Source organism: Clostridium sp. TF11-13AC, assembly GCF_003481065.1.
Classification (GTDB): domain Bacteria; phylum Bacillota; class Clostridia; order Lachnospirales; family Lachnospiraceae; genus Otoolea; species Otoolea fessa.
This window is the reverse complement of the sequence record NZ_QUKJ01000008.1, coordinates 101,434-124,228: the sequence shown is the minus strand read 5'-3', so window position 1 is coordinate 124,228 and position 22,795 is coordinate 101,434. Positions and strand designations below refer to the sequence as shown.

The 22,795-nt window shown below is 49.2% G+C and carries 30 protein-coding genes and 1 pseudogene; 27 read left to right on the top strand and 4 right to left on the bottom strand.

Features of this window, described 5'->3' with window-relative positions; all coding sequences use genetic code 11:
* Positions 1–45: 45 nt before the first annotated feature.
* The 16 genes and pseudogenes from DXD12_RS13805 to DXD12_RS13725 all read left to right on the top strand — a co-directional run.
* Positions 46–129: pseudogene (locus DXD12_RS13805) on the top strand (Maff2 family protein); the annotation flags it as partial.
* Positions 130–170: 41 nt separating this feature from the next.
* Positions 171–1,037: a VirB6/TrbL-like conjugal transfer protein, CD1112 family gene (locus DXD12_RS13800; RefSeq protein ID WP_005927637.1), complete on the top strand. Its 867-nt coding sequence runs from the start codon at positions 171–173 to the stop codon at positions 1,035–1,037.
* 42 nt (positions 1,038–1,079) lie between these two features.
* Positions 1,080–1,721 carry a septation protein SpoVG family protein gene (locus DXD12_RS13795; protein ID WP_158579726.1) on the top strand — a complete coding sequence of 214 codons (642 nt, stop codon included), beginning with the start codon at positions 1,080–1,082 and terminating at the stop codon, positions 1,719–1,721.
* A 9-nt stretch (positions 1,722–1,730) separates the two neighbouring features.
* Complete coding sequence (locus DXD12_RS13790) at positions 1,731–2,384, top strand: hypothetical protein (protein WP_118278676.1); 654 nt, start codon at positions 1,731–1,733, stop codon at positions 2,382–2,384.
* Between the two features lie 44 nt (positions 2,385–2,428).
* Positions 2,429–2,815, top strand: a complete 387-nt coding sequence (locus DXD12_RS13785; protein WP_003500106.1) for a PrgI family protein — start codon at positions 2,429–2,431, stop codon at positions 2,813–2,815.
* Positions 2,816–2,894: 79 nt separating this feature from the next.
* Positions 2,895–5,162, top strand: coding sequence for a VirB4-like conjugal transfer ATPase, CD1110 family (locus DXD12_RS13780; protein WP_005927628.1), 2,268 nt, complete (start codon positions 2,895–2,897; stop codon positions 5,160–5,162).
* 279 nt (positions 5,163–5,441) lie between these two features.
* Positions 5,442–7,109 (top strand): C40 family peptidase, encoded by a 1,668-nt coding sequence (locus tag DXD12_RS13770; protein ID WP_118638540.1) that lies wholly within the window; start codon positions 5,442–5,444, stop codon positions 7,107–7,109.
* A gap of 22 nt (positions 7,110–7,131) precedes the next feature.
* Complete coding sequence (locus tag DXD12_RS13765; protein ID WP_005927622.1) at positions 7,132–7,398, top strand: DUF4315 family protein; 267 nt, start codon at positions 7,132–7,134, stop codon at positions 7,396–7,398.
* The gene (locus DXD12_RS13760; protein WP_005927619.1) at positions 7,385–8,032 is read left to right on the top strand and encodes a DUF4366 domain-containing protein; all 648 of its coding nucleotides are present in this window, start codon (positions 7,385–7,387) and stop codon (positions 8,030–8,032) included. The genes DXD12_RS13765 and DXD12_RS13760 overlap by 14 nt, the downstream gene beginning before the upstream one ends.
* Positions 8,029–8,226 carry a hypothetical protein gene (locus DXD12_RS13755; protein WP_005927616.1) on the top strand — a complete coding sequence of 66 codons (198 nt, stop codon included), beginning with the start codon at positions 8,029–8,031 and terminating at the stop codon, positions 8,224–8,226. The genes DXD12_RS13760 and DXD12_RS13755 overlap by 4 nt, the downstream gene beginning before the upstream one ends.
* Positions 8,227–8,628 carry a cysteine-rich VLP protein gene (locus tag DXD12_RS13750; RefSeq protein ID WP_012741674.1) on the top strand — a complete coding sequence of 134 codons (402 nt, stop codon included), beginning with the start codon at positions 8,227–8,229 and terminating at the stop codon, positions 8,626–8,628.
* A gap of 132 nt (positions 8,629–8,760) precedes the next feature.
* Positions 8,761–9,351 carry a hypothetical protein gene (locus tag DXD12_RS13745; RefSeq protein WP_199574569.1) on the top strand — a complete coding sequence of 197 codons (591 nt, stop codon included), beginning with the start codon at positions 8,761–8,763 and terminating at the stop codon, positions 9,349–9,351.
* A 12-nt stretch (positions 9,352–9,363) separates the two neighbouring features.
* Positions 9,364–9,546: a DUF4316 domain-containing protein gene (locus tag DXD12_RS13740; RefSeq protein ID WP_003500078.1), complete on the top strand. Its 183-nt coding sequence runs from the start codon at positions 9,364–9,366 to the stop codon at positions 9,544–9,546.
* On the top strand, positions 9,546–9,887 hold the full coding sequence (mobC, locus tag DXD12_RS13735) for a plasmid mobilization relaxosome protein MobC (protein WP_012741672.1): 342 nt from the start codon (positions 9,546–9,548) through the stop codon (positions 9,885–9,887). The genes DXD12_RS13740 and mobC overlap by 1 nt, the downstream gene beginning before the upstream one ends.
* A gap of 175 nt (positions 9,888–10,062) precedes the next feature.
* On the top strand, positions 10,063–10,353 hold the full coding sequence (locus tag DXD12_RS13730) for a CD1845 family protein (protein ID WP_005927606.1): 291 nt from the start codon (positions 10,063–10,065) through the stop codon (positions 10,351–10,353).
* A gap of 79 nt (positions 10,354–10,432) precedes the next feature.
* The gene (locus DXD12_RS13725; RefSeq protein WP_008401432.1) at positions 10,433–11,848 is read left to right on the top strand and encodes a relaxase/mobilization nuclease domain-containing protein; all 1,416 of its coding nucleotides are present in this window, start codon (positions 10,433–10,435) and stop codon (positions 11,846–11,848) included.
* A 169-nt stretch (positions 11,849–12,017) separates the two neighbouring features.
* Here the strand turns inward: DXD12_RS13725 and DXD12_RS13720 are convergent, their stop codons facing one another.
* On the bottom strand, positions 12,018–12,383 hold the full coding sequence (locus DXD12_RS13720; protein ID WP_004064252.1) for a helix-turn-helix transcriptional regulator: 366 nt from the start codon (positions 12,381–12,383) through the stop codon (positions 12,018–12,020).
* Between the two features lie 199 nt (positions 12,384–12,582).
* On the opposite strand from DXD12_RS13720, the gene DXD12_RS13715 reads away from it, so the two are divergent.
* The 11 genes from DXD12_RS13715 (at position 12,583) to DXD12_RS13675 (ending at position 19,882) form a co-directional block, all read left to right on the top strand.
* Positions 12,583–12,966 carry a GntR family transcriptional regulator gene (locus DXD12_RS13715; protein WP_002578893.1) on the top strand — a complete coding sequence of 128 codons (384 nt, stop codon included), beginning with the start codon at positions 12,583–12,585 and terminating at the stop codon, positions 12,964–12,966.
* Entirely contained in the window at positions 12,959–13,819 is an 861-nt protein-coding gene (locus tag DXD12_RS13710; protein ID WP_004611597.1) for an ABC transporter ATP-binding protein, read from the top strand. The genes DXD12_RS13715 and DXD12_RS13710 overlap by 8 nt, the downstream gene beginning before the upstream one ends.
* Positions 13,812–14,462, top strand: a complete 651-nt coding sequence (locus DXD12_RS13705) for an ABC-2 transporter permease (RefSeq protein ID WP_015542934.1) — start codon at positions 13,812–13,814, stop codon at positions 14,460–14,462. The genes DXD12_RS13710 and DXD12_RS13705 overlap by 8 nt, the downstream gene beginning before the upstream one ends.
* A 128-nt stretch (positions 14,463–14,590) precedes the next feature.
* Positions 14,591–14,770, top strand: coding sequence for a cysteine-rich KTR domain-containing protein (locus DXD12_RS13700; RefSeq protein ID WP_074021989.1), 180 nt, complete (start codon positions 14,591–14,593; stop codon positions 14,768–14,770).
* Positions 14,771–14,850: 80 nt separating this feature from the next.
* The gene (locus tag DXD12_RS13695; RefSeq protein ID WP_025580950.1) at positions 14,851–15,474 is read left to right on the top strand and encodes a VanZ family protein; all 624 of its coding nucleotides are present in this window, start codon (positions 14,851–14,853) and stop codon (positions 15,472–15,474) included.
* A 391-nt stretch (positions 15,475–15,865) separates the two neighbouring features.
* Positions 15,866–16,000, top strand: coding sequence for a hypothetical protein (locus DXD12_RS15810; RefSeq protein WP_256186109.1), 135 nt, complete (start codon positions 15,866–15,868; stop codon positions 15,998–16,000).
* Positions 16,001–16,048: 48 nt separating this feature from the next.
* Entirely contained in the window at positions 16,049–16,306 is a 258-nt protein-coding gene (locus DXD12_RS13690; protein ID WP_071441246.1) for a sugar ABC transporter permease, read from the top strand.
* Between the two features lie 534 nt (positions 16,307–16,840).
* Positions 16,841–17,263 carry a sigma factor-like helix-turn-helix DNA-binding protein gene (locus DXD12_RS13685; RefSeq protein WP_015564337.1) on the top strand — a complete coding sequence of 141 codons (423 nt, stop codon included), beginning with the start codon at positions 16,841–16,843 and terminating at the stop codon, positions 17,261–17,263.
* A 507-nt stretch (positions 17,264–17,770) separates the two neighbouring features.
* Positions 17,771–17,974, top strand: a complete 204-nt coding sequence (locus DXD12_RS13680; protein WP_117851693.1) for a hypothetical protein — start codon at positions 17,771–17,773, stop codon at positions 17,972–17,974.
* Between the two features lie 133 nt (positions 17,975–18,107).
* Complete coding sequence (locus DXD12_RS15385; RefSeq protein ID WP_015553872.1) at positions 18,108–18,284, top strand: hypothetical protein; 177 nt, start codon at positions 18,108–18,110, stop codon at positions 18,282–18,284.
* Positions 18,285–18,373: 89 nt separating this feature from the next.
* Positions 18,374–19,882 (top strand): recombinase family protein, encoded by a 1,509-nt coding sequence (locus tag DXD12_RS13675; protein WP_005927564.1) that lies wholly within the window; start codon positions 18,374–18,376, stop codon positions 19,880–19,882.
* Between the two features lie 175 nt (positions 19,883–20,057).
* Here the strand turns inward: DXD12_RS13675 and DXD12_RS13670 are convergent, their stop codons facing one another.
* The 3 genes from DXD12_RS13670 to DXD12_RS13660 are packed head-to-tail and all read right to left on the bottom strand — an operon-like array spanning position 20,058 to position 22,795.
* Positions 20,058–20,690 carry a carbamoyltransferase C-terminal domain-containing protein gene (locus tag DXD12_RS13670; RefSeq protein ID WP_118638539.1) on the bottom strand — a complete coding sequence of 211 codons (633 nt, stop codon included), beginning with the start codon at positions 20,688–20,690 and terminating at the stop codon, positions 20,058–20,060.
* A gap of 18 nt (positions 20,691–20,708) precedes the next feature.
* A complete protein-coding gene (locus DXD12_RS13665) occupies positions 20,709–21,734 on the bottom strand; it encodes a carbamoyltransferase N-terminal domain-containing protein (protein WP_118638538.1) in 1,026 nt (341 codons plus the stop codon).
* Positions 21,731–22,795: a hypothetical protein gene (locus DXD12_RS13660; RefSeq protein WP_118638537.1), complete on the bottom strand. Its 1,065-nt coding sequence runs from the start codon at positions 22,793–22,795 to the stop codon at positions 21,731–21,733. Before DXD12_RS13660 ends, DXD12_RS13665 begins: the two co-directional genes overlap by 4 nt.

Genomic DNA, 22,795 nt, shown 5'->3' with positions numbered 1-22,795 from the left:
TTGTACGCCGCCGCCCGCCATCGAGCAGAGTTTTACACCTAATTGGGGATAAAACAGCTGATGGCGGGCGGCGGTGTCGTTCTGATCGGTCTTCAGCTTATCCCTCTGCTGTCCGGGCTGTTCAGCTAAATGTCACCCGTTGTCCCTTTTTCCAGAAAAGGAGCTGATGTATGGACTTTATCATCGACGCAATCGTTGAATGGCTGAAAGGTCTGCTCGTCGATGGTATCATGGGAAATCTGGATGGTCTTTTCGATAACGTCAATCAGAGCGTTGGCGAGATCGCCACACAGGTAGGCACGACCCCGGCGGACTGGAACGCCGGGGTCTTTTCCATGATACGACAGATCTCTGAAACTGCCATCCTGCCAATCGCCGGGGTCATCCTCACTTTTGTAATGACTTATGAGCTGATACAGATGCTCATAGAACGCAACAACCTCCATGAAGTTGACACATGGATGTTTTTTAAGTGGGTGTTCAAAACCTTTGTGGCTGTGATGATCCTGACGAACACCTTCAATATCGTGCTGGCGGTCTTTGATGTGAGCCAGCATGTGATACAGCAGTCAGCGGGCATTATCCAGAACGGGACAGAGATCACGCCGGATGTGCTGGACAGTTTGCGGACAGAGCTTGAGGCGATGGAGTTAGGTCCTCTGTTCGGACTCTGGCTACAATCCTTCCTAATCCAGCTTACCATGATTGCCTTAAACATCGTGATCTTCGTCATCGTATATGGCCGTATGATTGAAATTTATTTACTCACAAGTTTAGCTCCTATCCCGTTTGCCACAGTCCCCAACAGGGAAACCGGACACATGGGGCAGAACTATTTCCGCTCCCTCTTTGCGGTGGGCTTTCAAGGTCTATTGATCTTAGTCTGTGTCGCCATCTATGCGGTGCTGATCCAGAGTATCGCCACCGACGGCGACCCCATCGGGGCGATCTGGGGCTGTGTGGGATATACGGTGCTGCTGTGTTTTACCTTATTCAAAACAGGCAGTCTTGCAAAATCCATCTTCGGCTGCCATTAAGAGACTTCGGGCCATGCTGACCCGAAGCGGAAAGGAGGCGGTATGCCTCGGCGTTACAAACAGGGTGCGGACGGACAGCCGCACCCAGCTTTCTACGGAAAGCTCCCCGAAGAATTTTCTAAAGCAGACACCATGCGCTTTATGGTGGAAACCGATCTGAAACTGTCCGGGTGCGTATCGGCGGACACGCTGGCGGCACTCCGGGCGGAAGGCTATGACTACAAGGACGGGAACCTTGTTCCCGCCGGAAAGGAGGAAACCATGCAGGAAAAGGTTGCAAACACCACCCCGACCGCACCGTTGAAGCTGGATGTAAGCGTGCGGGTCATCGAACCTGTGAAAAATCTGATGGGCTTTGCCAGCGTGAAATTCAATGACTGCTTTGTGGTGGAAAATCTGAAAATCGTACAGGGCAGCAAGGGCCTCTTTCTTGGGATGCCCAGCCAGCCGGACGGAAAAGGCGGCTACCGGGATATGGCCTACCCTGTCACAAAGGAGTTCCGAGAACAGCTCAATACCGCTGTTCTGCAAGCCTATGAGGCAAAGCTGGAACAGATGGCGGAGCGCGGCTCTGTGGGGCGTGCGTCTATCAGCGACCAGCTCAAAGCCGGGAAAGCGGCTGCCGAACAGGCAAAGGCAGAACGGCCTCCGAAGGAAAAATCCAGCCGCAGCGCAGAGCGTTGATCTCGGGCCATGCTGGCCCGAAGCAGAAAGGAGGCGGGAACCATGCCACGCAAACGGACGGGCTATGACGCGGCCTGCTACTATGACGGAAAACTGCTGGGCCGCTGTACCAAAGCGGACAGCGACGCCTATACCCTGTTGATGAACGCCTGCGGCGGGGACGCCGCCCGTGTCCTTCGGGAATATGCCTATTTTTCCCCGGAACTGAAAGTCATCTTAGAAAAGGCAGCACTCATGCAGGCGGACCGGAGCCGGACGGGCGGAATGTTCCATGCGCCGAAAAGCTCCCCATGGGGCGAGGTGCAAAGCTGTGAAACCCTCTGTCCGGGGGTGTTTCTGGTATCTACCGCCAGCCACGGCGGAACGATGGTGGCAAACGAGGTAGCCGCCGTCCTCTCCCCGGCGGCGAAAAAGTGCGGCTTCAAGGATAAGGGCTATATCTGCTATGAGGAGGACGCACAGGAAAGTGTGGTGCTCCGGGAACTGCTGGACAAAAAACTGTGGAACATCCCTGACCGCATTAAGGACAAAGGACAGTTTGAAGAAAAACTCAATCAGTCCATCCGGCAGTATCACCCCGAATACTGGCGGGCAAGGCAGAGCGGACGAGAGGCCGCCGAAGCTGCCCGCAGCACAGCCCCGGCCAAAGAGGCCGCAAGATAACCTCGGGCCATGCTGGCCCGAAGCAATAAAGGAGGTGTACCAAAATGGCCTATGTGCCAGTACCAAAAGACCTTTCCAAAATCAAGACAAAGCTGGCCTTCAACCTAACGAAGCGCCAGCTTGTTTGTTTTTCCAGCGCAGCGGCGGTGGGCCTCCCGGCCTACCTGTTTTCCCGTGGCAGTATCGGGAACAGTGCCGCCATGTTCCTGATGATCGGCCTCATGCTCCCGTTCTTCTTTCTGGCTATGTATGAACGAGACGGTCTGCCGCTGGAAAAAGTGCTGAAAAACATCATCCGCACCCGGTTCCTCTATCCCCGTGTGCGGCCTTACAAAACCGAAAACTTCTATGCGCTGCTTAGCGCCAGAAAGGAGGCGCAGCCGATTGCGAAACAGCAGAAGGGCCGGAAAGCCCGCAGGCAGAAAGCCTGAAAAGCAGGGCCTTACCGGCCTGTTCACGAAAGGAAAGAACATTCCCACCACCGCCCAGCAGACCCTCCCTTACCGGGAAATGTACCGGGACGGGGTGTGCCGGGTAGCGGACCGCTATTACACCAAAACCATTGAATACGAGGACATCAACTACCAGCTCGCACAGTCCGAGGATCAGGCGGCCATCTTTGACGGGTGGAGCGCCTGCCTCAACTACTTTGACAGCAGCCTTCCGTTCCAGCTTTCCTTCCTCAACCACCGGAGCCGCCCGGGCAGCCGGTACAGCGTGAACATCCCCATGCAGGATGACGATTATAACAGCGTCCGGTGTGAGTATGTGGAAATGTTGGAAAACCAGATCGCCAAAAGCAACAACGGCATTGTCCGCACAAAGCTCCTGACCTTCGGCGTGAATGTGGACGACCTTCCCACCGCCAGGGCAAGGCTGGAACGTGTAGAGGCGGACATTTGCGGGAACTTCAAAAAGCTGGGCGTCAAGTGCCGCTCCCTTTCGGGGCTGGAACGGCTGGAGCTTCTTCACGGGCAGCTCCACCCTGGCAGCGGCTCCCCCTTCCGGTTTTCATGGGATATGATCCCCAAAACCGGGCTTTCCACCAAAGACTTTATCGCCCCGGACAGCTTCGACTTCCGTTTCAGCCGTCTGTTCCGGGTGGGGACGACTTGGGGTGCCGCCTCCTACTTGCAGATTTTGGCCTCGGAGCTCTCGGACAAGCTGCTGGCGGAGCTTTTGGAAATGGATGCGGAAATGACCATCACTCTCCATATCCAAACCGTCGATCAGGCCGCCGCCGTAAAATCCATCAAGGCCAAAGTCTCCGACATTGACAAGATGAAGGTGGAGGAACAAAAGAAGGCAGCCCGGTCAGGGTACGACATGGACATACTTCCACCCGACCTTGTAACGTACAGCAACGACGCAAAGACCCTCTTGGAAGATTTACAGAGCCGGAATGAGCGAATGTTCCTTCTGACCTTCCTTGTGGTAAACATGGCCCCGACCCGCCGGGAGCTGGACAATGACCTGTTCACGGTGTCGGGTATCGTCCAGAAATACAACTGCACCTTGAAGCGGCTGGACTTCCAGCAGGAGGATGGTTTTCTTTCCAGCCTTCCGCTGGGCCATAACGGCATTGAGATCAAGCGCGGCATGACGACCAGCTCCACGGCCATTTTCGTTCCCTTTATGACGCAGGAGCTCCGCATGGATGGCGAAGCCGTCTATTACGGGCTCAACGCACTTTCCCATAACGTCATCATGGCAAACCGGAAAAAGCTCAAAAACCCCAACGGCCTGTTCCTCGGCGTGCCGGGCTCCGGCAAATCCTTTGCCGCAAAGCGGGAGCTTGTGAACGTGTTCCTTGCCACCCGTGACCGGATCATTGTGGTGGACCCGATGGGCGAATACTCGCCCCTTATCAAGCGGCTGGGCGGACAGGTCATCGAGATCGCCCCGGACAGCCCCCACCACATCAACCCGATGGACATTGACCTGAGCTTTGACGAGGAAAACCCGATGGCGCTGAAAGCCGACTTTATCCTATCGCTGATGGAGCTGATCGTTGGCGGCAAGGATGGCTTGCAGCCGGTGGAGCGGACCGTCATTGACCGCTGTGTACGCCAGATGTACCGGGAACATTTGCAGGACCCGGAAACAAGCAAAATGCCGACCCTCCAAACCCTGTATGACCTGCTCTGTTCCCAGCCGGAGGGCGAGGCGGTACGGCTGGCAACTGCCCTTGAAATCTATGTGTCGGGTTCCCTTAACGTGTTCAACCATGAAACCAATGTGGACCTGAACCGCCGTCTGGTATGCCTTGACTTAAAAAAGCTGGGGGCCGGGCTTCGGACGATTGCCATGCTCATTATGCAGGACTTGGTAAACTCGCAGGTGTCCATGAATTTCCTGCGCGGTATCGCTACATGGTGCTACTTCGACGAATTTCATGTGCTGCTCCGTGACCGTCTGACGGCAAGCTATTGTGTGGCGATCTGGAAAATGCTGCGAAAAAAAGGGTGCGTTCCCAGTGCTTTAACGCAGAACGTGAAGGATTTTCTGGCAAGCCCGGAGATCGAGAATATCTTTGAAAACTCGGACTTCCTTGTGCTGCTCTCGCAGGCACAGGGCGACCGGCAGATTTTAGCCAAACAGCTTGGGATCAGCCCCCACCAGCTTTCCTATGTGACCCATACCAATTCCGGCGAAGGGCTGCTGTTCTTCGGGAATACCACCATCCCGTTTGTTGACCGCTTCCCGCAGAATACCGAGCTGTACGCCATTATGACCACCCGCCCGGAGGACAAAAAACAGGAAATGAACCGGGCATAACGCACTTCGGGCCATGCTGGCCCGAGGTTTGGAAAGGAGGGATACATCATCGGAAAGAAACCGGATAAATGGAATTTTCAAAGGCCGGGGCCGACGGAGGATACCGGGAGCAATCGCCCCGGACCGGCTGAACGGGAAGGGCCTTCCCCCGCACCATCCCGACGCCTGCGGTTTAAGGACGAGGATACCGGGCAGGACAGTCCTTCGGGCCATGATGGCCCGAAGTCCAAAAGCGGCAAGTTTCAAGAGGACAGACGGAAAAGCCGTCCCTCTGACCGCATGAGGCAGGAAGATGAAGCGGACGGGCCGCAGGATACCGGCAAGGCACAGGAGCCGGAGGGCTCCGCCGAGAAGGCCGGGAGCAAAAAGGACAAGTACCAGAAAGCACAGGCAAAAGCGGAACACGCCGGGGAAAAGCTGGGAAAGGCCCGGGAGAAACTGGACAAGACCGAGGCAAAACGGGCAGCGAAGAAGCCGCCGGGGCTTGCGAAGAAAGCTGTCCGGGGAGCCCGTACCGAAGCATGGTTTTATCTCCACAACAAAATCCACGAAGTTGAGCATGAAAATGTGGGTGTGGAAGGAGCCCATAAGTCGGAACTTGTGGCCGAGGCCGGAGCCCGGAAACTGACCCGGTATGCCAAACGGAGATACCGGGAACACCCGGCCCGGAAGGTGGCAAAGTGGGAACGGAAGGACATAAAAGCCCGGGCCAATGTGGATTTTCAAAAGATGGCCTCCGATCACCCGGAGCTTGCCAGCAATCCGCTTTCCCGTGTGCAGCAGAAATGGAAACTGAAACGCCGGTATTCCAAAGAAGCAAAGGCGGCTGCAAAACAGGGCGCAAAGGCCGCAAAGAAAACCGCTGCCGCTTCGGGAACTGCGACCCGTCGGGCGGCGCAGTTTGTGACCCGTCATCCCGTGGCGGTGCTGGTCCTGCTCCTGCTGTTGCTGCTCTGTTTTCTTGTGTCGGCGGTAAGTTCCATCTTCCCCACGCTTGGCAGCGGCCTCGCCAATGCGTTATCCGGCACCTCCTACGCCTCGGAGGATACGGACCTGCTGAGGGTGGACGAGGACTACACAGCGCTGGAAAACGAGCTGGCGCAGACGGTAGCGAACATCGAAAGCACCCATCCCGGCTATGACGAGTACCGCTATTCCGTGGACGAGATCGGCCATAACCCCTATGAGCTGGCGTCCTATCTCTCGGCAAAGTACCATGTGTATTTCCGTGAACAGGTGCAGGACGAGCTGCGGGAGATCTTCGAGGCACAGTATGAACTGACCTTGACGGAGGAAGTCGAGATACGCTACCGCACCGAAACCAGCACCGACCCGGAGACCGGGGAAACCACCACCGAGGAAGTTCCCTATGAGTATTACATTCTCAATGTGACCCTCACAAACAAGACGCTGCCTGCCGTGATCCTGCCGAGGCTTAACGAACAGCAGCGGGAAATCTACATCGTTATGCAGCAGCTCAAAGGCAACAAACCCTATCTGTGGGAAGGGATTTACAACGGCGGCGAAGATACCGGCCCCAGCTATGAGATACCCGGCGAGGCGCTGGATGACCCGGCTTTTGCGGCGCTCATGGAAGAAGCCACAAAGTACATCGGCTGGCCCTATGTGTGGGGCGGCTCCAGCCCGTCCACCTCCTTTGACTGTTCGGGCTTTGTCTGCTGGGTGTACACGGCCAGCGGCGTCCACAACCTGCCCCGTACCACGGCGCAGGGCATTTACAACCAGTGTGCTATCATTTCCCCCTCCGAGGCAAAGCCCGGCGATATTATCTTTTTCACGGGAACCTATGACAGCCCCGGCCCTGTGTCCCATGTGGGGATTTATGTGGGCGACGGGATGATGCTCCATTGTGGTTCGCCCATCCAATACGCAAACATCAATTCAAGCTACTGGCAGACACATTTCTATGCCTTCGGGCGTTTGTGAGCCAGAGGAAAGGAGTCCTTGCATGAACAAAATCGACAAGCTCGATAAGGAACTGGAAAAAGCCCGGGAGAAGGCCGCCGAATGGCAGGCCAAAATCCGGGAGCTGGAAAAGCAGAAACAGGAGGAAGAAAACAGCCAGATCGTGCAGGCGGTGCGCTCCCTCAAACTGACGCCCGCCCAGCTTATGGCTTTTCTGAATGACCCCAAAAACAGCCTTACCGCTTCGGGCCATACTGACCCGAAGCCGGAGGCACCCGAAAAGGAGGACACGGCCCATGAAGAAAACTAAATTTCGCAGGCTGGCGGCAATGGCTGCCAGCCTTTTGTGTTGCCTGATCTTTACAGTCCCGGCTTATGCACAGAGCAGCGAGCCGCAGCCGGAGACAGCTCCCTCCCCGGCAGAAACCGAAGCAGAGCCGGAAACCCAGAACCCCTTTACCCCGGACGGGACGGGAACCGTGGTGGACAACGCCACCGACGAGGATGGAAAGGAGTTCTACACCATCACCACAGCAGACGAGAGCGTGTTTTATCTGGTGATCGACAAACAGAAAACCAGCGAGAACGTCTATTTCCTCAATACCGTTACCACAGACGACCTTCTGCCTCTTGCTGAACAGGGTAAGGAACCGCCCAAAGAAGTGACCCCTGAGCCAGAGCCAAAGCCCACCGAACCGGTGGAGGAAGTACCGGAACCCAAGCCGGAGAAAAAGGACAGCCCCCTTCTCTCTCTGCTCCTGATCGGTGCGGTGGTGCTGGCCGGCGGTGGAATTGGTTACTATTTCAAGATTTACAAGCCGAAGCATGAAGCCCCGGATTTGGAAGATGATTACTGCGAATATGAGGACGGGGAGCTGGAGGAGATCGCAGAGGAACCCGAGGACGAAGATACCCCGCCATGGGAGGAAGATACGGAGGAATGAGAATGAATTTTACAAGCAGCCCTTTTGAACGAATGATGAAGGAAGTACCGCACCCCGGCTGGGACAATGACGACCCTTGTAAGGGATGCCGTTATTACAAGGAGTGCAAAGGAAAGAAAAAACAGTGCCGGAAGAAGTTCCGGGCGCTGATCGTGGAGCCCCGCCCTTCGGGCCATCGTGGCCCGAAGTCTTAAATGGACGCCCGGGAGCTGACCCGTGACGAGAAGAAGAAAATCCGTTCTCTTGTCACGGGGATGTGCGCCAACTATGACCGGGAAAGCGGCCTGTGCCTTCCTCTTGACTGTGCCTGCTATATGCTGCACAAGTGCTGGACAGGGGCGTACTGCCGTTATTTCCGTGAGGCTGTCCTGCCTCTTAACCCGGAGCTTCAAGCGTCGTTGACAACGGAAGGCATCTCCCCGGAGCTGCGAGCCTGTGCGGTCTGCGGAAAGGCGTTTTTGCCCGAGGGGCGTCAAGCCTACTGTTCCGACGCCTGCAAGGCCGAAGGGAACCGCCGGAAAAGCCGGGAACGCATGAGGAAAATGCGGGAGAAAAGGCCGGGCGGCTGTTACGATTTGCCGCCTCCAAAGGCTTGACATTCCGGGCTTTTTTGAGGGTGTTTCCGGGGTGGGAATATCTTATTACATTTCTCCCCGGTCTGCCCTCTTATTTCGTAACATCCAGCACTTCGGGTCATGTTAGCCCGAGGCACAGAAAGGAGGTATCTCTTGGAGACAGTACAAGGATATGTGATTTTGAAAGCTGCCACCTTTGAAACCGGACACGGCTTTGCGCTGGGGCATAATCCGGGAGCGCCGAGCCCCTTTGTGACCTGGCAGTTTACCGAGGGGGAAAACGGCCATCGGGATTACTACTGGGGTCGCTATGGAACCAGTCAGGCATGGGCGCAGAGGGACTTTGACCGCCGGGTGGACGACTATCAGCAGTTTTACCATGCGGCGGTCAAGCATACCGAGCTGGGACCGGAGGGCGTTTACCGCTATTATTCCACCCAGCGGCCCGTGGACATAGGAACTTACCCGAAGCCGCCGGATAACCAGCCTCTTTCCATCGTCAACTACGATGATGACAGGCGGCGTCCTGTGGCAGACGGCAGGCTGATGGCATGGGGCGAACTGACCTACGCAAAGCCGCTGACCGAAAAGCAGATGGAGGATTATGAGCTGAAACCAGCACCGGGCAATCCTGACCGGGTGCGCCCATCCATTACTGCCCGGCTCAAAGATGAAACCAGAGGGCAGGAACCCCCGAAGGAGCCCGGCCAGAAGCGGAGCCATAAAAACCATGAGGAACGATAAAGGAGGATCGCCATGCACGAAAAAGACAACTATCTGAAAACCGCCGAGCTCTCCACAGAGCAGAACTGCAACATGATCGACGGCGTACCCAACAACACGCCCATCCCGCCCACGCCCCCGGAGCTGGACGCAAAACCGCTTGATAAGGTAAAGGAACCCAAAGAGCGCCGGAAAGGCCGGGAGCTGGAACGCTGATGGAGAACCGCAAGCGGAATGTCCATCTGCACGTCATGGTAACGCCGGACGAGCTGGCAGCCATCCATGAACGGATGGCTGAGGCGGGCATTTCCAACGCCGGGGCTTATGTACGGAAAATGGCTCTGAATGGGTATATCCTGCACATCGACCTTGCGCCCGTAAAAGAGCTGATCTCTCTGCAACGGCGCTGTTCTAACAATCTCAATCAGGTTGCCATACACGCACATACCTATGGCGTGTACCCGGAGGAAATCGACGGATTGAAGCGGGACTATGAAAAGCTGTGGGGCGAGGTGTCAAAGGTGCTGCGGGAGCTTTCCGAGCTGGTGGCAAAGTAAGACGAGGGCGGCAGGCTTCCGTTGCGGGGCTTGCCGCCCTGCTCTTTTTTTACCACTTCGGGCCAGTATGACCCGAAAGTTTGGGACAGGATTTACTAATCTTTCGCAACATTTATGTCCCCGGGCAGGCATGATAAAATAGAGGTAGGAAGGATAGATAAAGGAGGTTTTGAAGATGAAGATACTGCTGAAAATATTGGTTGCTCCCTTTGCTTTAGCGTTGTCCCTTCTGGCGGCTCTGCTGGTGTTCCTATTTGATATTTGTGCCGTCCTGCTGACGATTGCCTCTGTGATCCTGACGGTGCTGGGTGTCGCTCTCTTTTTCACGCCGACGCCCATAGGCGGGATTGTATTTCTGTTTCTTGCCTTCCTTCTTTCGCCGTATGGATTGCAAGCGGCGGCGGGCTCCCTTCTTTGGGCGCTGGACGGAGGCAAATCCGCTCTGTACCGGTTTCTGGCAAGTTAAGCAGCCTCGGGCCATACTGGCCCGAAGTCGGGGCGGTCTGAATGGGCCGCCCCTTTCTCAAGGAAAGGAGGAATGATTTTTGGCTACCACAACTTTGTTACAGCGCCATGCGGGCGAAGGCGAAACGATTGCTGAGGCTATCCGGGATTGTCTGGACTATGGCAAGGACCCGGAGAAAACAGAAAGCGGAAAGTATATCTCCGCTTATGAATGTGATCCGGCCACCGTGGCGGACGAGTTCCTTTTGGCAAAGGCCAGCTATGCCGCTATGACGGGCCGGGAACAGAAGAAAGAAAATAATGTGCTGTGCTATCAGATACGACAATCCTTCTATCCGGGCGAGATCACCCCGAAGGAGGCGAACCGTATCGGCTATGAGCTGGCTATGCGCTGGACAAAGGGGCGGCACGCTTTTATCGTTACCACGCACACCGATAAGCAGCACATCCATTGTCACATTTATTACAACTCCACCACCCTTGACTGCACCCGGAAATTCCGAAATTTTTGGGGCTCCAGCTTCGCCCTTCGGCGGCTCTCTGACAGGCTGTGCCTTGAAAACGGGCTATCCATCGTGGAGAACCCAAAGCCCCGGAGCAAGGGCAAGTATCGGAACTATGGAGAGTGGCAGAAAGACCGGAAAGGGCCGCTTTCCTATCAGGACAGGCTGCGCCTTGCCATTGATACTGCGTTGGCGGAACGCCCCGCTGATTTGGACGAATTTCTCAATTTGATGAAGCGGGCCGGGTATGAGGTCAAGACGGTTCGGGGCGGCGGTATCAGCTTCCGGCTGACCGGGCAGGGACAGGAACGCTTCACCCGTCTGCGTGCCTCCACGCTGGGGGACGGCTACGACTTGCAAGATGTTCTGTCCGCCATTGAGGGCAAAGAAAAACGCCCCGGGCGCTCGGAGCGGAAAATCAGTCTGGCGGTGGATATTCAAGCAAAGCTGGCTGCCGGTAAGGGGCCGGGATATGAACGCTGGGCGAAAGTATTTAACATTAAGCAGATGGCCGCCGCTCTTGCCTATATACAGGACAATAACCTGACCGATTATGAGCAGTTGGCGAAGAAAGCCACCGAGGCGGCAGACCGTTTCCATGTTATTTCCGAACAGGTCAAGCAGACGGAGCAGGCCATGAAAACCAATGCCGGGCTAAAGGCCGCAACGGTTCAGTATGCCAAAACCCGCCCAGTCTTTGAGCAGTATAAGGCGACGAAGTACAGCCGGAAATTCCTTGCGGAGCATGAGGCCGACCTTGAACTGTACCGGGCTGCACAAGCGGAAATGCGCTCTCTGCTGGGCGGGGCGAAGCTCCCTAAAATGGATGTGCTGAAGGAGGAAGGCCGCAAGCTCACAGCAAAGAAAAAACAGCTCTATGGAGAATACCAGAAGGCACGACGGGATATGCAGGAGATCGTCACGATCAAGGCGAACATTGACACTCTGATGGGCTACACCGAGCCGGGAAGAAAGCAGGAAAAGGAGCGTTGAGATTATGAAAACAAGGAGCAAAGCGACGCTGACACTTCGGGCCATGTTGGCCCGAAGATACGGGTTTGGGGCGAGCCCCAACAAGCCGCCTTTGTGCCACTTGTGGCCACAGAGGCATTGCTTGCCACTTAGCGGCAGCCCCTAAAATGGCGCAAAAAAACAGAGGCCCTTATTCTGGAACCTCCGTTTCTCTGGCTTTCTTAATGCCCTCGGCTGTGGCTTCTATCACGACAAGCTCTTTTTCATTCATGGAGTTTAGAAGTACATCAATGTGCTTTCTGCAAGAGCTTGACCTTGCCCCTCCGTCCGCATGAATAAATTGGTCAACTGAAACGTCAAACATGGTAATGAGTTTAACAAAAAGGTCGAAACTGGGATACTGACCTTTGTTCTCAATATTCATAATGGTACGGGAGTCACGGTCTACTAATTCCGCAACATAGGCTTGTGTCCAGCCCTTTTCTTCTCTGGCTCTTTTGAGAGCCGCCCCGAGGCCGTGAAAGTCAAACCTTCTTTCATCTTGGTTCATTCTCATATCACCCTATATCATTGTACATTTCGGGTTGGATTATGAAAATGTAATGAAATATGATGTAAGGTGGTATTTTATTTCCGCTATGTTTTCTTGAACCTTGAAAACACAAACATCCATTCATTCATTGACATTATTTTTTCTCTGTGTTATACTGTTATACACAACAGCATAACAGTTAAAACATACGGAGGATGCAGCAATGAAACTGATTATTTCAAATGTATCTGGCGTCCCCATATACGAGCAGATTAAACAGCAGATCAAGGCGGCTATTTTATCTGGCGAGCTTCAAGCCGAAGAAACTTTGCCCTCCCTTAGAACACTTGCCAAAGACTTAAAGATCAGCGTCTTAACAGTGACAAAGGCATACACAGAATTAGAGCAAGAGGGCTTTGTTAAAAATGTGCAGGGGCGCGGATGTTTCGTAATGGGGTCTGGTTCAGAACTGATTAAGGAGCAGCTTATTTGCAAAGTAGAAAACAATCTCACCGAAGCAATAAAAGCTGCAAGAATGGCAAATCTATCCACAGAGGAATTACATCGCCTTTTGGACATTTTAACGGAGGTAAAAACAGATGACTAATTATTTAGAGGTAACGAATCTTTCAAAATCTTTTGATTCTTTTCAACTTCACAATATCAGCTTTACTTTGCCAAAGGGGTATATTATGGGCTTGATCGGCCCGAATGGTTCTGGCAAAACAACGACAATCAAACTGATTTTGAATATGCTCAAGCGCACCGGCGGCACAGTCAAAGTGATGGGGCTGGATAATATCGCAGAAGAACAAAAAGTAAAATCAGAGCTGGGCGTTGTTTTCGATACAAATTATTTCAGTGATGATTGGAAAGTGTCGCAGGTTGAAAAATCCATTTCGGTATTTTATCCAAATTGGGACAGCCAGAAATTTGCGGATATGTTACGGAAATTTCACATTGCACCAACCAAAAAGGTAAAAGAACTTTCCAAAGGTATGCAGATGAAGTTAATGCTTGCCTGTGCGTTTTCATACGACGCCAAGCTGCTGATCCTCGACGAGCCGACCAGTGGACTTGATCCGGTTTCCAGAGATGAACTTTTGAAAATTCTTTCAGAGTATATTGAAGATGGCGAGCATAGTGTTTTGTTCTCCACCCATATCACAGGCGATTTGGAGCGTGCAGCCGATTATATTACCTACATCAGTTATGGCGAGCTGTACTTTACTGGCAGCAAAGATGATTTTGTAGATATGTTCCGCATTGTAAAAGGTGGAATTGAGGAACTGTCCGATGATCTGAAAAATAAGGCGGCTGGTATTCGTACATTCCCTACGGGATTTGAGGCTCTGATGAAAACCGAAGATATTAGCGGTTTCCCTAACCTGACCGTTGATCCTGCCACCATTGATGAAATTGTAGTGTTTACAAGCAAGAAAGGTGACGATTATGAGTAATATTTTGAAATCCACAAAATTAGATATTGCATTGGTAAAACCATATTTTAAGACGATTTGCTTTACCCTGCTCCTGCCGATTGTGTTTGCCGCAATCAATCGTTCTTTGCTGACAGGGGTATCATTTGCTATGTGCTTTATTGCCATGACGACGGGATATACCTTTTCCATCACAGAAAAAAACAGCATGGATCGTCTGTTTGGTATTTTACCTGTTCGTAAAAGCGAGCTTGTGATCGGACGCTATGTTTTTGTCCTTGCAATGGGGCTTCTTTCCTTGATTATTTCTTTGATTGCACAGCCGCTTGTCTTGAAAGTGCTGGGTGAAACAGTTGGCGTATTTGATATTGTAACTGCCGCTATTGCAGGAGTATTCTTATTTGCACTCTATACCGTGTTCCAGATTCCGGGATATTACAAGTACGGCTCAATCAAAGGACGGGTATTTATGTATATTCCAGTGGCCGGTTTTTTGGTGACTTTACTTCTTCTCTCTAAAATGCCAGCTATCGGGAACTCAATTATTTCAGTCGTTGAATCTTCTCCGATACTTCTCGTTTTCCTTGCGGTTTTTGCTATTGTCGTGATGTATGCGGTTTCAATCTTCTTGTCCATTCGGGTTATGAAGAATAAGGAAATGTGAGGTGATTGTATGGATTTCACAATTTTGGCAGTTGTGCTTTTGATTGGTGTTGGCGTTCCTATCCGTAATAAACTCATACGGAAATATCGGGATAAGAAAAAGAATGATCGCAATTCGGAGTGAACAATATGGAGAAAACAGAGTTCATCCGCTGCCCAGTCTGCGGGAATAAAACACGCGACAAAATTCGGGAAGATACCGTACTTAAAAATTTTCCTCTCTTTTGTCCAAAATGTAAAAGTGAATGTCTAATCGACATTGAACAATTAGACTTACGATTAGCATTATGGGAATACCGTCGTTACTAATGACAGTATTCTGTTTGCTTTATGAGAAAATGCTCAATGCTGGAATGGGCAATAAATTTGAATTTGACAAGGAGATAATAATGATACCAATTTCTGATATTCTCATCCGCTCAATTAGTGGGTATGTGTTTATGGTTCCAGTCTTCGTACTGTATTTCTTATGGCTCAAAAAATTGGGGAGAACACAAAGTTTTCTCCATACCGCTGCAGTGTTTGTTTTTGGTTATTATTTATTCGGACTTTTGACCGTCACAGGCATCGGCTTTACAAGCACAATGACCTTTCGCCCGAACATTTCTTGGACTCCATTTATCGGTATGATAACTGGGCCAATTGATACCATTCTGAATATTATTCTGTTTGTCCCGTTGGGATTTTTCCTGCCGCTGCTGTACAAGAAATATCATCACATGAAGACGGTTGCATTGACTGGCTTTCTGTTTTCTTTGGCTGTTGAAATTGTCCAGATGTTTGGCTGGGGTTCTTCCGACATCAATGACTTGATGACAAATACCGCTGGAGCCTGTATTGGATTTTTAGTTTATTGTCTGCTGTCAAGAATCTTGCCTGCCAATCTGAAAAAGCAACTTCAATCCAGCCGTGTCAATGCTGTGGCTGAAGTACTTCTCTTTGCTATTTGCACATTTGCCATTATGGTCACGGCTCAGACTTGGTTTGTCCATGATGTGCTGAATGTTCCATAAATTGTATCGGAAACAATCGGTCTCAGATATAAAAAAATAGTGTCTTCTGTTTGACACACCTGCAGACCGATTTTTCCGTATTGAACTTAGTCGCGTCAACGAAGCCACTACCTATGGAATTTCAATCTTTTCCTTCCTGTTATGCTTGGACAGATTGAATAATTCTCTTTGTGTTATATCTATTATTTTTAGGTAATAGTCCACAACGGCTTCTAACATGAAGGTACAAAAAATAAAAGTTGATCCTCAATCAACCCTATTATTGTACTCTTCAATTCATACTTTTCGATCTCAATGGTAGTATGGTTAGATAGACATCTGTTGCCGCTATCCCTTGGTAAGTTACCCGTTCAGCTTACCTACAAATTTAGAATACAATAAATGGCATCATTTGAACAGACTATATTTTTGGGATGAACTGTTCTACTATGAGAGCTTCGGTCTGTTTGCTGTGCTGATTCTGGTACAGTTGGCGGCCACCGGCGCAGCAGCGTTCCGCTTTTACTACAAACAAAGAAAAGGCTGAATAGAAAATAGGTATCATCAATCAAAAATATCATTGGAGGTATAACTTATGGAAAAAGAAACAATGGGAACTGTAATTTCAGTTATAAAACAATGGTGGTTAAAAGTGAATCGTAAACCTGCCCGCGTTCATGCGATGGATGGCGCAGCCTTTCCGCATACTATCAAGGTCAAATATACGATAGACGGCAAAGATTACATCTGCCGAAAATGGATTGGCGCAGGAAACAAAGTCCCTGACAAGGGAACAACGATTAAAGTTATCTATTGTGAAGATAAGCCATCGAAAGCAAGAATTGAACTCTAATTCAAATTGAATGACTAACATGGTATGTTTTGTGGCCTTTGCGGCATGAAACATACCTGCATATTCAAACATCTGCCTCCACAGCGGGGAAAAGAAAAAAACCGCTGACGGGCAGAGGATTTCGTGCGCTTTTCTGTATCATCGACTGATACGGCGGTTTTGAGAAAATCAGAGCCGCCGTTTCTTTTCGTCTATCCTAAACCAACGACGACCTAACACCGTGTAAATCCACGGCGGCATATAGGAGGATTGCCGCCGTGTCTATTTTTGCCTTTTTTCATAGCACCCATGACCTACATCAGTTAAAAAAAGCATAGCTCCGCCTCCGGGTTATTCCGGCTATGTATGCGAAATTTGTTGGAACCTTAATTATTATGTCATTTCATGCGTCCGTGTGGCTTCATGCCGCCCGGGCGCTTTTGCGTTCTTATGCGTTAGCTTCGGGTCATGTTGGCCCGAAGTCATTCCCCGGTGCCGCTCCCCGCCGCCTTCGTTTCGGTCACTCGTCAACCAACAACCGAAACGGAGGTCAATATGGCTATTATCAATTTGCGGGACTATTACCCATTTTATACATCGGATTGCTTCATGGAAGTATCGGAAGAAGTTGCAGAAATGTTCAAAGAGTTTGAGCGTAAAGAGGCTGCTTATCGGCTGCGTACATACCGCCACAAAGCCTACTATTCCCTTGATCGGGACGACGGGCTGGAGCACGAAGCTGTCTTTGTCGCCTTATCGCCCCATGAACTGTATGAGCGGAAAGTGACCATGCAGGAGCTTCACGCAGCGATTTCCAGTTTGCCGGACAAACAGGCAAAACGGATTTATGCTCATTTCATTCTCGGCATGACCAAACAGGACATTGCCCGGGCAGAGGGCGTCCATGAAAAAGTGGTTCGTGTCGCAATCGAGCGAGGTCTGCGGCGCTTAGAAAAAATTTTGAAAAATTCTTTGTAAGGCGTACCGATTTAGGCCGGAAAATGAAATGGCTTATGAGAGGCAAAACACTTCGGGTCACAATGGCCCGAGGTTCAGACAAGCCTCATGCAGATTGAAAATTGAATAAAAAGACACCCGGATACGAAGGGGAACGCGCTGTGTGACAGACCCGCCATGACCTCGGATTTCAGAGAATACAGTCTTTGTAAAACTGAGCGAGCGAACAGGTCCATGCCATAGGTGGGGCAAGGCTGGCTCCACCGGAACAGGCGCAGAACCCGGATACTTGCGTTTAGTCACAGTCCGAGCGTTGAAGCGGCCTTGCAAGCCGTGAGCCGTCGCAGGCAATGAGAACGCCTTGCCATCAGAATGGGGAGAGTTGAAATACTATGGGGCATGAAGCCTATGCCCGTCCGGTGTGTCTGAAATGAAGTGAAAACCTATGGGGAGCCCCCGGCAATGCTGTCTGATGATAGGCCAACCAATCCGGCGTGGCTCCCCATCTTTTCAAAAAAGGAGCACTTTATGGGAAATGCGTTTGGAATGATCCCCGGCTTGGAACCGGACGAATGGAGCAATGACGCCTGCCGTGGTTATGTCATTATGGCAATGGAGGACTGCGGATTTTCAAAGAAGGATATACGGCGTGTTGTGGGGCAGCTTTATGAAGTATTCGACCTCAACAGCGTGGAGGACGCCAAAGAAAAGTACCTTTCCAGTCCTTACTGACCTCGGGCCACATTGACCCGAAGTGGAGAAAGCTCAAAGGGCGGCACCTGCTGGGTGCCGTCTTTTGACATTTCCCCACGGGACAAGTGGGAAAGGCTGGCATATACACGCACTTTCGCAAAGGAGGTTTTCAATGACGCAAGCTGTCACTTATGAACGAGAAACAAAGTCTGTCGCATTTCAAGGGAAGATCATTGTGCTGGAAAGCCTCACGCCGGTACTTCCCCCGAAGGAGAAAGAACAGCGCAAAAAAGAAATTGAGCGTTGTCTTTACGAGGTGTTCAGTAAATATGGGGACAGATTTCCCTAATCATTCGCAACATTGTTGTCCGGGGCTGCTGATGGTATAATATAGTTGTAAGGTTGGTAGCTCCATTCCAACAAGGAAAGGAGCCCAATATGGAATTTATCAGAGAAGATTGTATTTACGCAAGACAGTCAGTAGACCGCAAGGACAGTATCAGCATTGAAAGTCAGATCGACTTTTGCAAGTATGAATTGAAAGGTGGGAGCTGCCGGGTATTCAAGGACAAAGGCTATTCCGGTAAGAACACGGACAGGCCGGAGTTTCAAAAGCTGCTGGGCGAGATCCGCAAGGGAAAGGTTCGGCGGGTCATCGTGTACAAGCTGGACCGTATAAGCCGCTCTATTCTGGACTTTGCAACGATGATGGAGCTGTTTCAAGAGTACGATGTGGAGTTTGTATCATCCACAGAAAAGTTTGATACTTCGACCCCGATGGGCCGGGCCATGCTGAATATCTGCATTGTATTCGCCCAGCTTGAACGTGAGACAATTCAGAAGCGTGTCACAGACGCCTACTATTCCCGGTGCCTGAAAGGCTTCCACATGAGCGGGCAGGCACCATACGGTTATCAGTTAGAGCCTACTGTGGTAGAGGGTATCCGCACAAAGAAAATGGTTGCCGACCCCGTAGCCGCCGACCATGTTCGGCTGATGTTTGAAATGTACGCTGAACCGGAAACCTCTTTCGGAGATATTACCCGATACTTCGAGGAACATGATATAAAAATTTATGGCAAATCCATGTTCCGTACATTTCTTTCCCAGCTTTTAAGAAACCCCGTTTACGCACAGGCCGATTTGGAGCTGTACGAATTTTTCAAGAGCCAGGGCGCAGCGATTGTCAATGATGCTTCCGACTTTGCCGGGACAAACGGCTGCTATCTCTATCAGGGGCGGGATGTGAAGGAGGACAAGGACAGGTGCTTAAAAGACCAGATACTTGTTATCGCTCCCCATGAAGCACTCATTTCCTCTGACACATGGCTGAAATGCCGGAAAAAACTTATGGCAAATACCACCTTCCAGCAGGGACGGAAACCGAAGAACACTTGGCTGGCCGGAAAAATCAAATGCGGGCATTGTGGGTATGCTCTGAAAGCCACCCATGTACCAAACAGCACCGGATATTTCCGCTGTACCAAACGGACGGAAAACAAAGGCTGTCCGGGCTGCGGGAAAATCCGCAAAGAAGAATTTGAGCAATTCATTTTCTCGGCCATGCAGGAAAAGTTCAAAGACTTTCAGATACTCCACGGCAGAGAGGAAAAAGTCAATCCGAAGCTGACCGCCTATCAAGTGGAGCTGGCACAGGTGGAGGCAGAAATTGAAAAGCTACTGGATACGCTGACCGGAGCCAATGCGACCTTGCTTGCCTACGCCAACAAAAAAATTGAAGAACTGGACACCCGACGCCAGACCATTTCAAAGGCAATCGCCGAATTGAGCGTTGAAACCATATCTCCCCAGCAGATAAAGAAGTTATCCTATTATCTCGACAACTGGGACAGCATAGATTTTGACGACAAAAGAAAAGCCGCCGATGGTTTGATCTCTACGATCAAGGCCACCAGCGACCGTGTTCAGATAGAGTGGAAAATCTGACATTTCCGCTCTATCGCCCCTCATTTCTATTTTATCTTGTTTGTACCCCTTGTACACCGATGTTTCCATTGATTTTGAGTAGGCAATTTTCCCGTTCTGATTGTTATAAAACAAAGCATAGTCCCTATCTCTTATAACATAAATGTATTGTTCGTTATAGCATATGCGTTCCATATTATTTCTCCAATAGATAATTTCCAAGAATCAAAAAATCTAATCCAGAAGAGTAGAGACTACCAATTGCATCTGTTGGGTTCTCTACAATTGGTTTTCCTCTAAAATTCAAAGATGTATTTACAATCACAGGCAGACCTGTAATTCTTTCAAATTCGTCAATTAAAGAATATACAAACTTATTTGATTTCTTTGTAACCGTCTGTACTCGTGATGATTTGTCTACATGTGTTACTGCAGGAATGCAACTTGCCCTATCATCTCGTACAGTACAAGTGAACAACATATATTGATTCTTTTCTCCAATGAAAAAATCCTCAAATCTATCTTCTTTGACGATTGGAGCAATAGGTCTAAACATCTCTCGACCCTTAATGTTATTAATTCGTTTTAACATATCACTCGGTGCCGGACTAGCTATTACACTTCGATTTCCAAGAGCACGTGGCCCAGCTTCCATTCTACCTCTGAAAATTCCACCAATCTGACCATCAGCCATTCTTTTTGCAGCCTCGACAACCAACTCATCATCATTCAAAAAGGTGGCTTTAAGTTTTGCGTCAGAAATCAATTTTCCTATCATCTCATTTTTATATTCAGTTCCCAAATACATATTGTCAAAAGAAATTTGCATATTCCCTCTGTATTTTTTTTACGCTAATGCAGCCGCTCCCATAGACCTTCCGGCATCACTTGAAGCAGGCTGAACAAATATTCTGTCGAATATTTTCTCATCCGCTATTTTGCCGTTTGCCACACAATTTAGTGCAACTCCGCCAGCCATACAAAGATTTGTAATTCCTGTTTTGTTTCTATAATATGTAAACAATTTAACTAGTATTGTCTCTAAAATAGTTTGAAGTGATTTTGCTATATCTTTATGTCGCTGATTTATCTTTTCTCCTTTTTTTCGAGCTGGTCCTAAATATGCACTTAAATTAAACATTTTCTGTGCATTTATTTTATATTCGCCTTTCTCATTAAAGGTGATGATGTTTTTAAAAGCCTCCAAATAGGTGTTATTCCCATAGGAAGCAAGTCCCATCACTTTAAACTCGTCCTGAAATGAATTAAAACCAAGATGCTTTGTGACGACAGTGTACAAAATACCTAATGAATCCGGAATATCAAATGATTTTATCTTTTTTAAGCCATCTGGTGAACCAATGTATAACGATGTACAACTCTTTTCACCACAACAATCTGCTGCGAAAACAAGGCTTCTATCAAATCCTGAGAAACAATATGCAGATGCAGCATGAGACATGTGGTGATTAAAAAATAATAATGGCACCTTTTTTATATCTTCCGGTAGCATACGATCAGACATGTACTGGAACATTTCGTAATCGCTACATAGAATCCTTTTGGTGTGGAATAAAGAACGAAGTGCGTAAAAATCATCGTAGTATGACCATCTTTTTGCAAATAGTCCCTTTATGTGGTCCCATTTATCATACGACAATGCTATTGCATCTACATTCTTAATATTAATATCTAAATAATCTAAAGCTGAATACATAGCTTTATAGGGAAAATGAACACTATACGGGCTATATCGTTTACCGCCCTTAATGCCACTAAACCGTTCTTCTTCTGCTGAATAAACTAATTTTCCATCTATAATCACCGAAACTGATGAGTGTTCAAAGAAAAAATTAACTCCAAGTATAATCATAATTCCTCCACCATTTTTTTCAATATTACAGATATTTGCTGCAGACCATTTGTTCCAAACGAAGTAAAGCTATTTTTCTTATAGGATTCATTCATAAAAGAATGTAGCCGCAATTCTAACGCACTTCGATAATCAGCATTGTAAAATAAAGACTTTATTTGCTCGTATATGTATTGAACTGTTTTTTCTTCAGGTTCATCTTTAAATTGTTCGAGTGCTTTTACACTCAGAGAATCATACTCCCAGTCAAGCGCTTTAACTTCTTTACAAATATCTTTAGCAACAGATACATTATAAAACTGGCTTAGGTTTTGTGGAGGAAGAATAATTGTTTTGATATTCATTCCGTATGTCTCATAAATCGTTGTTAAGCCTGGCGATGTAAAAAACTTTGTTGCACCAGACACAAGTTTTAAAAAGTCTAAATGTGAATATGTTTTACAACAGTATTGCGGATAGTTTTTCTTTGCTAACTCAACAACATTCCTCCCACCAGTAATATATAGCTTTTCGCTGCCAACCACTTTTATAAGCGCATCCATTATTAAATTAAAATATTCTGTACCATCTCCAAAAGGGGAATGAAGCCCGCCAAAATTAAGTACTATGTAATCCTCTTGCCCTTTGGTCGTATAGTTCGGAATAATTGGCTCAACCCAAATATAATTCTTCACATAACTTAATGCAGGATTAGGTTTGTAACCTGGATATTTTTGTCCACAATAAGTATATACATTATTAGGAATATAGTCTGCTCCAGTCCACATAAATGATAAACTATCAATATAAAGAACTTTTACCCCCATGTCTTCAAGAAAAGTTGCTAACTCTGGATCCAATACATTGACTGCAAAGTGGATATCATATCTTTCTATGAATGTGTGAATTTCTTTTTTGTCTCTCGACCAGCATACGTCAAGAAACGGGTTGCTATCATATACTGATAAATCTAGCTCATCCCCACAAGCATACCATTCATAATGTTTATTATTTTCAACCACAGAACAGAGTTTTCCACTTGGTCCTAACCCAAAACCAACCGCACATGCTAATACTCTCAT

What these genes read in the sequence shown, in the direction of transcription:
- DXD12_RS13800 (WP_005927637.1), top strand. Translation starts at nt 171, where the DNA reads ATGGACTTTATCATCGACGCAATCGTTGAATGGCTGAAAGGTCTGCTC.
- DXD12_RS13795 (WP_158579726.1), top strand. Translation starts at nt 1,080, where the DNA reads ATGCCTCGGCGTTACAAACAGGGTGCGGACGGACAGCCGCACCCAGCT.
- DXD12_RS13790 (WP_118278676.1), top strand. Translation starts at nt 1,731, where the DNA reads ATGCTGGCCCGAAGCAGAAAGGAGGCGGGAACCATGCCACGCAAACGG.
- DXD12_RS13785 (WP_003500106.1), top strand. Translation starts at nt 2,429, where the DNA reads ATGGCCTATGTGCCAGTACCAAAAGACCTTTCCAAAATCAAGACAAAG.
- DXD12_RS13780 (WP_005927628.1), top strand. Translation starts at nt 2,895, where the DNA reads ATGTACCGGGACGGGGTGTGCCGGGTAGCGGACCGCTATTACACCAAA.
- DXD12_RS13770 (WP_118638540.1), top strand. Translation starts at nt 5,442, where the DNA reads ATGAGGCAGGAAGATGAAGCGGACGGGCCGCAGGATACCGGCAAGGCA.
- DXD12_RS13765 (WP_005927622.1), top strand. Translation starts at nt 7,132, where the DNA reads ATGAACAAAATCGACAAGCTCGATAAGGAACTGGAAAAAGCCCGGGAG.
- DXD12_RS13760 (WP_005927619.1), top strand. Translation starts at nt 7,385, where the DNA reads ATGAAGAAAACTAAATTTCGCAGGCTGGCGGCAATGGCTGCCAGCCTT.
- DXD12_RS13755 (WP_005927616.1), top strand. Translation starts at nt 8,029, where the DNA reads ATGAGAATGAATTTTACAAGCAGCCCTTTTGAACGAATGATGAAGGAA.
- DXD12_RS13750 (WP_012741674.1), top strand. Translation starts at nt 8,227, where the DNA reads ATGGACGCCCGGGAGCTGACCCGTGACGAGAAGAAGAAAATCCGTTCT.
- DXD12_RS13740 (WP_003500078.1), top strand. Translation starts at nt 9,364, where the DNA reads ATGCACGAAAAAGACAACTATCTGAAAACCGCCGAGCTCTCCACAGAG.
- mobC (WP_012741672.1), top strand. Translation starts at nt 9,546, where the DNA reads ATGGAGAACCGCAAGCGGAATGTCCATCTGCACGTCATGGTAACGCCG.
- DXD12_RS13730 (WP_005927606.1), top strand. Translation starts at nt 10,063, where the DNA reads ATGAAGATACTGCTGAAAATATTGGTTGCTCCCTTTGCTTTAGCGTTG.
- DXD12_RS13720 (WP_004064252.1), bottom strand. Translation starts at nt 12,383, where the DNA reads ATGAGAATGAACCAAGATGAAAGAAGGTTTGACTTTCACGGCCTCGGG.
- DXD12_RS13715 (WP_002578893.1), top strand. Translation starts at nt 12,583, where the DNA reads ATGAAACTGATTATTTCAAATGTATCTGGCGTCCCCATATACGAGCAG.
- DXD12_RS13710 (WP_004611597.1), top strand. Translation starts at nt 12,959, where the DNA reads ATGACTAATTATTTAGAGGTAACGAATCTTTCAAAATCTTTTGATTCT.
- DXD12_RS13705 (WP_015542934.1), top strand. Translation starts at nt 13,812, where the DNA reads ATGAGTAATATTTTGAAATCCACAAAATTAGATATTGCATTGGTAAAA.
- DXD12_RS13700 (WP_074021989.1), top strand. Translation starts at nt 14,591, where the DNA reads ATGGAGAAAACAGAGTTCATCCGCTGCCCAGTCTGCGGGAATAAAACA.
- DXD12_RS13695 (WP_025580950.1), top strand. Translation starts at nt 14,851, where the DNA reads ATGATACCAATTTCTGATATTCTCATCCGCTCAATTAGTGGGTATGTG.
- DXD12_RS13690 (WP_071441246.1), top strand. Translation starts at nt 16,049, where the DNA reads ATGGAAAAAGAAACAATGGGAACTGTAATTTCAGTTATAAAACAATGG.
- DXD12_RS13685 (WP_015564337.1), top strand. Translation starts at nt 16,841, where the DNA reads ATGGCTATTATCAATTTGCGGGACTATTACCCATTTTATACATCGGAT.
- DXD12_RS13680 (WP_117851693.1), top strand. Translation starts at nt 17,771, where the DNA reads ATGGGAAATGCGTTTGGAATGATCCCCGGCTTGGAACCGGACGAATGG.
- DXD12_RS15385 (WP_015553872.1), top strand. Translation starts at nt 18,108, where the DNA reads ATGACGCAAGCTGTCACTTATGAACGAGAAACAAAGTCTGTCGCATTT.
- DXD12_RS13675 (WP_005927564.1), top strand. Translation starts at nt 18,374, where the DNA reads ATGGAATTTATCAGAGAAGATTGTATTTACGCAAGACAGTCAGTAGAC.
- DXD12_RS13670 (WP_118638539.1), bottom strand. Translation starts at nt 20,690, where the DNA reads ATGCAAATTTCTTTTGACAATATGTATTTGGGAACTGAATATAAAAAT.
- DXD12_RS13665 (WP_118638538.1), bottom strand. Translation starts at nt 21,734, where the DNA reads ATGATTATACTTGGAGTTAATTTTTTCTTTGAACACTCATCAGTTTCG.
- DXD12_RS13660 (WP_118638537.1), bottom strand. Translation starts at nt 22,795, where the DNA reads ATGAGAGTATTAGCATGTGCGGTTGGTTTTGGGTTAGGACCAAGTGGA.